We start from the raw sequence: 11786 nt of genomic DNA, 5'->3' as shown, positions 1-11786 counted from the left end.
ATTGGTCTAATTTTGATTAAATGTACCATTTTCAACTTGTTTAATAAAGTTTGCCAAATGGTCATAGTAAACGGGAGCATTGTCAATCATGTGATGATGACCACCATTTGGAGTTGAAACAAACTTAGCGTTTGGAATCATTTTGGCCATTCGTTTTCCGGTTTCCATTGGCATGGTTTCATGTTCACCAAAGGTCACAAGGGTTGGAACCTTAATGTCTTTTAGATGATCAGTAAAGTTCCAGTCCTTTAACTTTCCGGTAATAACAAATTCGTTGTCACCCTGAAAGGCGTTGTAGATTGGTTTACTCATGGTATCCACTAAGTGAGCGATTGCTGGCGGCTGTTTTCTGTCAACGTATTCACGATTAAGCAGTTCAACGAGTTCCTGATATTTATCGTTATCATAATCGTTGTTGGCTTCACACTTTTTCATGTATGCTAACTGGTCGGGAGTTAAAGCCGTTTCTCTGATTTGAGCCAAGTGCTTAGTATAGTCGCCAATACGATCAACCATTGATGAAATGATAGCACCCTTCAGATGATCGCCATACTTAGCAGCGTACATCTGAACTAAGGCACCACCCCAAGATTGACCGATGAGGTAAAACTTGTCGATTCCTAGTTTTTGACGAGCTTCTTCAACTTCATCGAGGAAGTAATCGTAAGTCAAAACTTTATTTGCTACCTTGGGATCGTCAAAATCAGGGGTATCTGAATACCATGATCCTAACTGATCGTACATATGAACCTGAACGTTCAATCCTTGTTTTTTGAGTTCATCAGCGGTGTTTTCCCAATATTCGTGTGTACCACCAGGGCCTCCATGAAGAGCCAGAAGATGAATATCTCCAGTTCCTTGAGTGTTAGTCCATAGGTGGTAACCATTATCTAATGTAATGATTTTGGTTCCTTGTTTCATAACATTCACCTACTTATTTGATTTAGTTATTATGATACCACTTTGAAACGGTAAAAAAAGTGGGGGGGAAACGTAATTGGGAAATGTGGTCAACGTGTACAGGACAATTATTCTAGGATATAATAAGAGGAGTTTAAAAAGGAGTAGGATCGGTAATGAGGTTCTGTTTAGAACGTTTTATTAAAAATGTTAACGTTCGTTATTTTTTAGCTTTCGTACTAGTAGCACTTGTTTTTATTGGGATGTTTAGTTATGCATCCCCGCTTTATTATTTTGACTATTCACCCGATATCAACTGTTTTTTTACGGTTGGTAAGGGAATGATGCATGGACTAGTTCCTTATAAAGATGTCTTTGAGCAGAAGGGACCATACGTCTATCTTTTATATGGATTAGCTTATCTGATCAGCCATTATTCAATTATTGGTATTACAATAGTAGAAATAATTTCGCTGGCTACGTCCATGTTTTTGGTTTTTAAAACAGCTCACCTCTATCTTAATAAACCGACCGCTGCAATTCTGGCCTTAATAACACCGTTCTTTTTGATGTTTCAGGAATATTTTACGTATGGTGGCTTAGTCGAGGAATTCGTGTTTCCGATGATTTTATCGGCTGTCTATTTAACGTTTAAAGCTTGCAACGATCATTTTATGATTAGTAATGGGAACTGGCTTATTCAGGGATTCCTAGTAGGAGTGGTTTTCCTCTCTAAATATACTTTACTTGGAACCTGGATTGCGTTTTACATTATCTTTGCGGTGGTCTACTTGTATCATCGCCAATTTAATAGTCTTTTCAAGATGGTAATCGCGAGTGGGATTGGTTTTCTACTTTCGGTAGTACCATGGGGAATTTATTTTCTTGTCACCAATTCTTTCAAGGCGTTTTACGATGTCTATTTTGTTTCCAATATGACGGTTTACAACACTTCCGTTGGTGGTGGAATTCTTACTAAAATTGCTGGACCGTTTGCGATCTTCAGTGAGTTTTTGATCGATAAACCACAACTTTTTGTACTTGGTGCCATTCCACTTGCACTTTTTGTCGTATTTAATAAAGGGATCTCGAAAGTCCTTTTTTTGTGTATGATGTTTGTGAGCGCCTTTTTTGCTGTTTATAGTTATACTCCTGACACGCTTTATGTTTACTATCAGTTGGCTTTTATGCCTTATGTGGTAGTTACATTGGTAATTTTAGTTGCCAAACTTTTGCGTTATCAACATTTTAAGTTGCCAAAGGAACGATTGGTTCCAATGTTTATTGGAATGGCGCTCTTAATGCTATTTTTTACCATGGGAGTTAATGATAATTTTCAAAAATCAAAGTTGTTTCCTGATAACAATGAAGAGACCTTGGATATGAATGACAAGCAGACCGCACAACAAAAATTTGGTAAGATCATGCGTGAGGAGAGTAAGGGGACTCCAACCCTACTGAACTATGGCTATCTTGACTTGGGGATGTACACGGTTTCTGGGGCACTGCCCACTCAGTACTATTTTCAAATCAATAATATTCCGTATGATAAGAACCCTAAGATAGTGAAGTCCCAGAATAAAGCGGTTCAAGATAAAGCAGTTCAGTGGATTGTAGTAAAAACCAATCAGGCAGACTCAATCAAAACGTATTTTGGCCAGCATGGTTCGACCCGACCAGCCTCTAAGACACTGTTAGAAAATTATCGGGTTGTGTCGACTCATGAACAAAAAGCTCCGAATAATCGTAAATCGACCTATTGGTTACTCAAACGGCGTTAACAATCTTAAGATAACTTTATAAAATGTTGAAGTGCCGTTCTTCATTTTGGGCAGTGTGGTATAATTGCCACTATTATTGAGTACAATATAAATTTCTGAATGATTGGAAGAACATCTTATGCTAAAGAAACTAAAAACTAAACCATATCTATTTGGTTTAACTTTTGTGGTAATGAGTATCATCATAATATTGCTTTTATCGTTTGCTTCACCGTTTTATTATTTTGATACATCGCCTGATAGTAATAACTTCTTTACTGTTGGTAAGGCTATGTTTCATGGGATTATTCCTTATAAAGATGTTTTTGAACAAAAGGGACCCTTTGTTTATCTGATCTATGGACTATCATCATTACTTACCAAGCGTTCTTTGGTGGGAATGATGCCGTTTGAAATCATTGCCATGATTATTATCATGACCATGGCATACAAGATTGCTCGGTTGTATTTGTCACAGAATTGGTCATTTGTAATTTCACTGTTTATGCCGGTCTTTGCCGTGCTTCAGCCATTCTATGACTATGGTGGATCAGTTGAATTCTTTGTTTTTCCAGCTGTTTTGTATTTGATTTACGTGGCTTTGAAAGCGAGTCAAAACCATTTTGATATCAAATGGTGGGAATGGATGATTCAAGGATTCATGGTAGGAGTTGTGTTCTTCTCGAAGTACACCTTGCTGGGTCCGTGGATCGGATTTTATGTATTTATGTTTGTTTTCTATGTTTATCACCGTCGCTTTAAAGAGATGTGGCGGTTGATTTTATTCAGTGGATTAAGTTTCTTGATTGCCCTTGTCCCTTGGTTAATTTACTTTGTAGTGACTGGCAGTCTTAAAGCGTTTATTCACGTTTACTTTACGATCAATATGACCGTTTATGGATCTTCTGGAATTATTCCCACTAAGATGCTTATGGCCACTGGCTTCTTCATGAAGTTTTTAACTCAGTATCCAATTACCACGGTTTTTGGACTACTAGGTCTCATCTACGTTTTGTTTGATCATGAAATCTTCAAGAATGGGGTTTCAAAGTCCCTCTTTTTATTCATGATGATTGTCAATGCGATTGTTGCCGTTTATGGTCATACCTTTGGAAAGATCTATCAGTACTATCAATTAGCGTACTTCCCATTTATCCTGGTAACGACCATCTTCTTATTGGTCTTCTTTATTAAACATTTTGAATCTAACAGGAAACTTGCTCTGCCATGGACATTTGTTGCTGTGGCACTATGCATGGCGCTAACGTTTGTGCTTGGATCAAACAATAACTTTATTTATTCAAAGTTACATCCCCAAAACTTATACGTTACCCTTAATCCTAAGAAGGGACAGTATCAACAACCTGCTCAAGTGTCATTTGGAAAGATTATCAGAGATGAAAGTAAAGGAACCCCAACCCTTTTGACCTATAGTCGTTTGGAAAACGGCTTCTATACGAGTTCTGGTGCCTACCCAACGCACTATTTCTTTGAGCGAAACAACATTCCTAGTCGGGCTTATCCAAGAATGATGAGATCGGCTAACAAGGTGGTGCAGAAAAAACAGGTTCAGTGGTTGGTAATCCGAGTTGATAATACGAGTGGTAAGAATAACGATAAATTATATAGTTATATGAGCAGTGGTTCCAGAAAAGGTGGACGTGATGCTCTAATTAAAAATTACAGATTGCGTAGCAGTCATGCGCAGATGTTTGAGGCACGACGGGCTACTTACTACTTGTTTGAAGCAAGAACTAAGTCCAACCCCAAGGCCAAGAAAATGATAAAAGAACATAAGTTTTATTAATTAGTGGAGTTTGTCAAATTGGCAAACTCTGCTTTTTTTGAAGGATAGGGAATAATGGAGGTAATAAAATGGAGTATTTAGCGTCGATTGGTTTAATTTTAATTTCCACGCTGATCTTAGGGGTGTTGAGCCAAAGAATTGGAATGCCGGCAGTTGTTGGTGAAATCCTAGCAGGGCTACTACTGGGACCAGCGGTCTTACACCTAGTTAACTTAAATCATATGGTTTCGGTTGGCTCCGAAATTGGGGTGATTTTTTTAATGTTTATTGCCGGGTTGGAATGTGACTTTGATCTGGTTAAGAAGTACTTGAAGCCAGCGTTTAGTGTGGCGATTTGTGGGGTTATTTTACCAGTCTTAGCATTCACCCTTTATGGTCAAATCTTAGGACAGGGCATTGAAAAAGCCTTGTTTTGGGGTGTGATTTTTTCAGCCACCTCAGTTTCAATTAGTGTGGAAGTTTTACAGGAATTCGGTAAATTAAAATCGGTCGCTGGAGCTACCATTTTGGGAGCGGCCGTGGTTGACGATGTAATTTCCATCGTTCTGTTGAGTGTTTTTTCTAGTGTTTTTGGCACGGGATCTGGTTCGAAAAATCTACTGGTGTTATTTACGTGGCAAATCCTATTCTTTGTGTTGATTATACTGGTCATTAAATGGATTGCGCCATGGTTAATGCGCTTAGCCGACTTACTTCCGGCTAATTCAGCTGTTTCGGTGGTTGGAATTAGTATTTGCTTGTTGATGGCTTATTTGGCAGAAGCAGCCAATTTAAGTACGGTTTTAGGGGCCTTCTTTGCTGGAATTGCCATCGCCAGAACGTCACTTCGAGATCAGGTAATAAAGAGTGCTAACCAGGTTGGTTATTCTTTCTTCATTCCCATTTTCTTTGCCGCCATTGGGATGGAAATGAGTTTTAAGGGGCTTTCTAGTACGTGGATAATTGTAATTGTGATGACCGTTTTGGCCCTCCTTACCAAGTGGATTGGTTGTGGAATCGGTGCTAAATTAACTGGATTGACTTGGAATGAAGCCAACGTAGTCGGGTCAGGAATGGTTTCTAGAGGTGAGATGGCACTGATTGTGGCTCAGATCGGACTGGCTAGCCACTTGCTTGCTCCAGAATTATATTCTGAGATTATTATGGTGATTGTTCTTTCTACCATTTTGTCGCCAATCATGCTTAAGTTTAGTATTAAATCAGTGTAGTTTTTGATTTTTTGGTACAATGAAAGAAACAAATAAATGGGGCATTTTTATGATTAATGAAATTGACGGTGGAACGATTGCCTTCCAACTTAAAGACAACCAACCACTTTATCTACTTTTAAAAAGTGCAACTAGTAATTTTTGGGGCTATCCTAAGGGACACGTAGAAGGAAACGAAACGTTGCAACAAGCGGCTCAGCGAGAATTAAGGGAAGAAACTGGGATTCGTGCCGACATTGATGATGGGTTTCACTTCAAGGTGGAATATGACATGAAGAATGGTCACCACAAAGAGGTCACCTTCTTTGTGACCGAAGTTCCCGTTGGGACACCGGTTACTAAACAGGATGAAGAAATTAGTGAATATCGTTGGTGCACTTATGATGAAGCGCTTAAATTAGTAACCTATGACAATTTACTTCCTCCACTTAAAAAAGCGAATAAGTACATTGAGGAGCATTATGTCAAATAAACGATTTGTAATTGTGATTACTGGTGCAGCTGGCACTGGGAAGACCACTATCTCAGATTATTTAATGAAAAGGTATGGCATCCCCAAAGTTATCACTCACACAACGAGACCTCCACGGGACCACGAGCAAAATGGAGTGGATTACTATTTTGAAACCCAACAGAGTTTTAAACAACTCCATCTTTTGGAATCCGTGAAGTACTCCGGTAATTACTATGGATCGTCATATGAGGGGTTAGAACGGGCTTTTGCCAAGTCATCCATTGTTTCGATCGTGTTAGATACCAAGGGAGCGATCACGTACAAGGATAAGCTGGGATCGGAAGCAGTGGTCATCTTTTTAAGGGTCAAAAATCCAGCTGAACTGAAACAGCGCATGATTGACCGTGGTGACACCATGGCCCAGATCCAAGTTCGAATGGAGAGTAAAGAAGATGAACGAGATCTAACCCTCCCTAGTGCATTAAAGGGTCGATCCATTGTGATTGATAATGAGGAGTGGAGTCAAACCCGAGAACGGATTGATCAGATTGTTTTAAACTTAAGGAAGCAACTTTAAGAAATCTTTTCTGGATTGGAATGATTTCTTTACTTTTATGCGTAATAATTAAAGATTTAAAAAGAGAATATATGTTGAGAGGATGATTAAATGCCAAATCGAGTGCCACCGTTTCTTACTCCGTTTGCCATTATTTCAATTTGTTTGGCCCTTGGAGCTACCAACGTGGTGGTTAATAAAGCCACCAATACCCATGAAGGTGCCAAAGTGACATCCCATCCAACTAATCAAAAGAAGTCCATCTTTGGTTTTAAGTTGAAGGGAAACGATGATAACAGTAAAGATTCTAAGAACCAGAGCTCAGATTCTAATGGCGATAGCGGTAAAAATGAATCTAATAATTCTGGAAATAGTCAGAACAATACGGAGAACACCAATAAGTCACAAAACGATGATCAAAATAAGACCACTTCGGGTAAACAGGATCAGAATAATTCGACTAATTCGGATGGGAATAATTCCAATACTGACAATGGTAGTAATGCCCAGAAGACGACCACTGGCAACAATAACAATGGAAGTACCGGAAAATCGAGCCAAAATGAAAATAATGGCGGCAATACTAATAACAATACTGGAAATGATTCCAATAACACCCAAAATAATACACAAGAAAAGGCCACCACTACGGGAGGTGATCGTTAATGTTTAGTTTTCTAGATATTATTAATCACTACCTGGGTTACGTTACGATTGAAACGAACACTAAAAGTCGAATTTATGTGATTTTAGGTGTGTTAGGGGATTTATATCTCCTTTACGTTGCCTACCGTTTTGCTGCCAACGGATTCATCATTAGGGGGATTTTGGTCTTCTTAGTAGTGTTGATCCTGGCGTACTTCTTGTATTTGAACATCATGTATTATTTCACCAAGAAGAGAGCCAAGTTTGACGTAACACCAGTAATCAATAAAGTATTACACATTCAACCCAAGAGTGAAGAAAAGCCAATAAGTGGTGAACAGCGTCGTTATCGCAATATTCCCGCTAACGGATTGTTCGATGAGCGAAAGACGATGCCCGCTAAGTTGGAATCCACTCTGAGTGAACGGCATAACATTCATGAGCTAGCTGAGACCATGATTAACAAGAAAGTAGCCAACTATGACTACAATGGTTTGGGTGAACGAGCCCTTCTTTCTGAAATAAAGACCAGTCCCAAGCATCGTGTTTATGCGATGGGGGATGGTGCCTTAATTCCGTACTTTGATTTAAGAGAAGAGAATGGAAAATATGAGGTATACGCAGGGATGAATCAGGTTAACTGTGAGCCGGTTGGTCATATTGTCCAAGCAGGTTTTGAAGATATTCAAAACCTCGATAAGAATAAGGTTAAGCTATACTTAGCTGAGGCCTTTTTAGTAGGTGGAAAGTATAAAACGGCTGGTCGGGCTGGATTAATTGATGGTGCCGACGATTACGCGGTTCAAATTAAAATCGCATACCGGAAAAAGTAAAAAAGAGATCTCAAACGAGATCTCTTTTTTATTTATTTTGGAGTTTTATTTTCTTACTGGTTACTTCGAAATAATAAACTGGAATTCCAAGGGCCACAATTCCAAGGGAACAAACTACCCCAATAAAATCGGAACCAATTTCGGAACAAATTACGAAAAGGGAAGCTAAAATTGCGATAATTGGCGTAAATGGATAGAGGGGAACCGAGAAGACTCGTTTTCGATCTGGATGACGTTTTCTTAAAATGAAGACCCCGAAAAACGCCATGACGTAGAAACAGTAAACCGTGAAGATGCATAGTTCGGAAAGGCGATCGGCATCAAAGAAACAAATCATGATAATTACGATGGCTAATACCGCAGCAATGGAAACGATCGGAGTTCTAGTCTTTGGGTTTAAGTAAGCTAACTGTTTTGAAAAGGGAAGTTGATTTTCCTTTGCCATAGCATACATGATACGAGGGAAGGTCATGATTTTTCCGTTCATACAACCGATGATTGAAATGATAATTCCGATACTCAGGATCTTTCCACCGATGACACCAAAATCCTTGTTTGCCATGTACGGGATTGCGTTGGTCCCGAGCTCATGAATTTTCTGAGGACCAATACTTTTAAGAACCCCGTATGAAACTAACATGTAAATTGCAATGACGGCTAGGATTCCAAAGGTAATAGCACGTGGCAACATCTTCTTCGGATTTTTAATTTCTCCACCCAGGTTAGCAACTAAAATCCAACCGTCGAAAGCAAAAAGAGTGGCTAACATGGCAACTCCAAAGCCACCAACTGTGGAATGGACGTCACTGACACTTTGAGTGAAAGCGTCCGCGTGGCCAAAGAAAAGACCAAAAATAATCAAAGCGGCTACGGGAACTAATTTGCAAATAGTAGTAACGATTGAGAAGGCAGCTCCGAACCGGTTGGGGAAGGTGTTAAGCAACCCAACAGCAACCACGGCCACAATCGCAATTGGGATGTTCCACTGGGGTTGGATATGGAAGAAGTCCCCTAAAAGAATTGCTAGGTAGGCACCTAATGAGGCGATCATGGCAGGTCCATATACGATAATTTGCATCCAACCTGAGAGAAAGCCCCAGAACTTGTTGTAAATCACTTCCATATAGGCGTATAAGCCACCCGTGGCGGGAATTTGTGAAGCAATTTCGGCAATTGAGAGGCCAGCGGCTAAGGTTAATAGGCCACCAGCTAGCCAAGCTAGCATGGCACCCGTTGCTGATCCAGCGTCATTTAAGACGGCTGCTTGTCTAACAAAGATACCAACCCCGATGATGGTTCCAACTACAAGCGAGAGTGCGGACCAAAGTCCAAGCGAACGATTAAGTTTAACGTTTGAATCTGCTTCCTTTTTTTTCATAATAAATTCCCCCTTTTTGAGAATAAAAAAAGTCCCCGACAAATAAATGTCAGGGACGCAAGTTTACGCGGTTCCACCCAAAATTCTCTGAATAAACCAGAGCACTTTCTGTTGGTTATTAATCTATTTTTAAGAGGTGGTGAAATAAAGAGTAGTCAGCCAACTTCCAGAATAACGTCAGCCTCTCTTAGGCAATTTCTTTAAATATTGTTCTCTTAAATTAATTATAGGACTATTTAACCGCGATCTATCTTAAATGTCAACTAAAATTTTATTCATTAACTTCATATTTTTTATATTTTCCCGCGGATGTTTCTGGAAGTTCGACCCGTAAAACGGTTCCTTGATCAGTATAGTCAGTCTGATAAACCGTCTCGTTTTCGTTTAAATCAGAGATAACCTGACCATTACTAAACGGAACTAGGTAAGTTTTTTTGATGTAATCCTTAAACAAGTTTTCGGAGATAATGTCAACCAAGCGGTTAATGGAATTAGGGTCCAAAGCGGACATGATGATATTATTGCCCTCACGAACAGGGTAGTTCTCGCCACTTTTGTCAGCCTTGTTGAAGACCTTAATCATTGGGATATCCGGAACCCCAATTTCTTTTAGGGTTGCTTCGGTGGTCTGCATCATTAATTCCTGATTAGGATCAGAATAATCAACCACTTGAATCAGTAGATCCGCATTAGCTGCTTCAGCCAGAGTTGATTTGAAGGCTTGAATGAGTTGGTGGGGAAGTTGACTTACAAAACCAACCGTATCGGTTGCCAGAAATCGTTTGTGGTTTGGTAATTCAATCTTTCTAACGCTGGTGTCTAGGGTAGCAAACAGCATGTTTTTAACCGTAACTTCTTTATCTTCATTCTCCCCAAAGCGTTTGACCAGTTGGTTCATAATGGTAGATTTTCCAGCATTCGTATATCCAACCAGTGCAATGGTTTTAAGGTCATTTTGTTTGCGCTTTTTACTCTGCGTGTCGTATGATTTGTCAATTTCTTTTAGTTCGTGACGAACATGATTAATTTGGTGTTGGATGGTTCGCCGATTTAACTCAATTTGGGTTTCACCAGCACCACGGTTAGCAAGACCTCCTCCAGCAGACTGCTGGTCTAGGCGTTGACTTGCGCTGGTTCGGAGTCTGGGAAGTTGATAGTTAAGTTTAGCAAGCTGAACCTGCAATTTGGCTTCACGGGAGCGTGCCCGGTTGGCGAAGATTTCTAAGATGAGTCCTGTTCGGTCAATGATTTTGGCATTAATCAATTTTTCCAGATTTCGAATCTGACTGGGACTCAATTCATCGTTGGCGACGATCACGTCCGTTTCCGTGGTCTTAACGAGTTGCTCAAGAAATTCCACTTTTCCCTTACCAAAGTAAGTAGCAGGATCAGGATGATCCAATTTTTGCGTAACGGTCTCAACACTTTGCATGTTATTAGCCGTGACGAGATTATTGAGTTCTTCCATTGAGTACTGAAAATTGGCATCATTTAAATCTAAGCCAATTGTAATTACATCAGTAAGATTATCGTTCATTAAAGCTCCTTTAGACTGGATCAGAAATATTGTTATAGTACTTTACGACGTAGTCACCGTCTTTATATTCGATTTTAGTAACACTCCCGTTATGAATTGGATCACTAATGTCAATGTCACTAAACCGACTGACGATGCTTCGAATAAAGGTTCCATGAGCGGTGATTAAGATATCATCACCGTCTTCAGCATTGTTAACGATTTCGTCCAGTCCAGTTTGAACTCGTTGCCAAAACTGAGAATCATTTTCGGCGTCGCCGTAAGGGTCAGCATCCGCAATCATGTCACGGGTCTTCTCCATCGTGTAGGTTGCGATCATCTGACTATAAGAATCAGCTCCAGAAGGTCCACCAATGATGTGCCAAACTTGACCCATGTCGTTTCCCTCAAAATAGCCAAAGTTTTCTTCTCTGAGATTTTCCATCTCAATGGGTTCAATTAATCCTGATGGGTTTTCTTTTAAAATTAATTCAGCCGTGTCACGCGCTCTTTTGGTGTCACTACTGTATGCTTTGTCAAAGTTAATTTTGCTAAGGTGTTTACCGGCATCAATTGCATCTGTAATTCCCTTATCGGTCAATGCAGAATCTGCCCAACCCTGTAGACGATGATAACGGTTTAGATAAGTTTGACCGTGTCTTACAAAATATAAATTAAGTGAAGTCATTTTATTTTCCTCCTGATTGACTAGTTGCCTAATTCTAGCAT

Annotated in this window: 11 protein-coding genes; 7 read left to right on the top strand and 4 right to left on the bottom strand. The window is 39.7% G+C overall.

Annotated features, from left to right (window positions below; translation table 11 throughout):
• Positions 1-6 precede the first annotated feature (6 nt).
• Complete coding sequence (locus AC6UD2_RS00685) at positions 7-921, bottom strand: proline-specific peptidase family protein (protein ID WP_500697684.1); 915 nt, start codon at positions 919-921, stop codon at positions 7-9.
• Between the two features lie 155 nt (positions 922-1076).
• On the opposite strand from AC6UD2_RS00685, the gene AC6UD2_RS00680 reads away from it, so the two are divergent.
• The 7 genes from AC6UD2_RS00680 to AC6UD2_RS00650 all read left to right on the top strand — a co-directional run bounded on the left by AC6UD2_RS00680 (position 1077) and on the right by AC6UD2_RS00650 (position 8163).
• On the top strand, positions 1077-2681 hold the full coding sequence (locus AC6UD2_RS00680) for an ArnT family glycosyltransferase (RefSeq protein ID WP_500697683.1): 1605 nt from the start codon (positions 1077-1079) through the stop codon (positions 2679-2681).
• Between the two features lie 118 nt (positions 2682-2799).
• Positions 2800-4467 carry a glycosyltransferase family 39 protein gene (locus AC6UD2_RS00675; protein WP_500697682.1) on the top strand — a complete coding sequence of 556 codons (1668 nt, stop codon included), beginning with the start codon at positions 2800-2802 and terminating at the stop codon, positions 4465-4467.
• 68 nt (positions 4468-4535) lie between these two features.
• Positions 4536-5675, top strand: coding sequence for a cation:proton antiporter (locus AC6UD2_RS00670; RefSeq protein ID WP_500697681.1), 1140 nt, complete (start codon positions 4536-4538; stop codon positions 5673-5675).
• Positions 5676-5724: 49 nt separating this feature from the next.
• Positions 5725-6147, top strand: a complete 423-nt coding sequence (locus tag AC6UD2_RS00665; protein ID WP_010022647.1) for a bis(5'-nucleosyl)-tetraphosphatase — start codon at positions 5725-5727, stop codon at positions 6145-6147.
• The gene (locus tag AC6UD2_RS00660) at positions 6137-6706 is read left to right on the top strand and encodes a guanylate kinase (protein WP_500697680.1); all 570 of its coding nucleotides are present in this window, start codon (positions 6137-6139) and stop codon (positions 6704-6706) included. The genes AC6UD2_RS00665 and AC6UD2_RS00660 overlap by 11 nt, the downstream gene beginning before the upstream one ends.
• Before the next feature lie 90 nt (positions 6707-6796).
• Positions 6797-7351 (top strand): hypothetical protein, encoded by a 555-nt coding sequence (locus tag AC6UD2_RS00655; RefSeq protein ID WP_500697679.1) that lies wholly within the window; start codon positions 6797-6799, stop codon positions 7349-7351.
• Positions 7351-8163: a DUF6681 family protein gene (locus tag AC6UD2_RS00650; protein ID WP_500697678.1), complete on the top strand. Its 813-nt coding sequence runs from the start codon at positions 7351-7353 to the stop codon at positions 8161-8163. The genes AC6UD2_RS00655 and AC6UD2_RS00650 overlap by 1 nt, the downstream gene beginning before the upstream one ends.
• A gap of 28 nt (positions 8164-8191) precedes the next feature.
• On the opposite strand, the gene AC6UD2_RS00645 is transcribed toward AC6UD2_RS00650, so the two are convergent.
• The 3 genes from AC6UD2_RS00645 to AC6UD2_RS00635 all read right to left on the bottom strand — a co-directional run bounded on the left by AC6UD2_RS00645 (position 8192) and on the right by AC6UD2_RS00635 (position 11745).
• Positions 8192-9541: an APC family permease gene (locus AC6UD2_RS00645; RefSeq protein WP_500697677.1), complete on the bottom strand. Its 1350-nt coding sequence runs from the start codon at positions 9539-9541 to the stop codon at positions 8192-8194.
• Between the two features lie 271 nt (positions 9542-9812).
• A complete protein-coding gene (hflX, locus tag AC6UD2_RS00640; RefSeq protein ID WP_500697676.1) occupies positions 9813-11078 on the bottom strand; it encodes a GTPase HflX in 1266 nt (421 codons plus the stop codon).
• A gap of 10 nt (positions 11079-11088) precedes the next feature.
• Entirely contained in the window at positions 11089-11745 is a 657-nt protein-coding gene (locus tag AC6UD2_RS00635) for a histidine phosphatase family protein (RefSeq protein ID WP_039144119.1), read from the bottom strand.
• Positions 11746-11786: the final 41 nt, after the last annotated feature.

The organism is Fructilactobacillus sp. X2R5C2, from assembly GCF_059901375.1.
The sequence above is the reverse complement of the archived record's forward strand: the minus strand, read 5'-3'. Positions and strand labels throughout refer to the sequence as shown.

Excerpts from the sequence above, each read along its gene's own strand:
- AC6UD2_RS00670 (WP_500697681.1), top strand. The coding sequence starts at position 4,536 with ATGGAGTATTTAGCGTCGATTGGTTTAATTTTAATTTCCACGCTGATC.
- AC6UD2_RS00635 (WP_039144119.1), bottom strand. The coding sequence starts at position 11,745 with ATGACTTCACTTAATTTATATTTTGTAAGACACGGTCAAACTTATCTA.
- AC6UD2_RS00655 (WP_500697679.1), top strand. The coding sequence starts at position 6,797 with ATGCCAAATCGAGTGCCACCGTTTCTTACTCCGTTTGCCATTATTTCA.
- AC6UD2_RS00645 (WP_500697677.1), bottom strand. The coding sequence starts at position 9,541 with ATGAAAAAAAAGGAAGCAGATTCAAACGTTAAACTTAATCGTTCGCTT.
- AC6UD2_RS00675 (WP_500697682.1), top strand. The coding sequence starts at position 2,800 with ATGCTAAAGAAACTAAAAACTAAACCATATCTATTTGGTTTAACTTTT.
- AC6UD2_RS00685 (WP_500697684.1), bottom strand. The coding sequence starts at position 921 with ATGAAACAAGGAACCAAAATCATTACATTAGATAATGGTTACCACCTA.
- AC6UD2_RS00650 (WP_500697678.1), top strand. The coding sequence starts at position 7,351 with ATGTTTAGTTTTCTAGATATTATTAATCACTACCTGGGTTACGTTACG.
- AC6UD2_RS00660 (WP_500697680.1), top strand. The coding sequence starts at position 6,137 with ATGTCAAATAAACGATTTGTAATTGTGATTACTGGTGCAGCTGGCACT.
- hflX (WP_500697676.1), bottom strand. The coding sequence starts at position 11,078 with ATGAACGATAATCTTACTGATGTAATTACAATTGGCTTAGATTTAAAT.
- AC6UD2_RS00680 (WP_500697683.1), top strand. The coding sequence starts at position 1,077 with ATGAGGTTCTGTTTAGAACGTTTTATTAAAAATGTTAACGTTCGTTAT.
- AC6UD2_RS00665 (WP_010022647.1), top strand. The coding sequence starts at position 5,725 with ATGATTAATGAAATTGACGGTGGAACGATTGCCTTCCAACTTAAAGAC.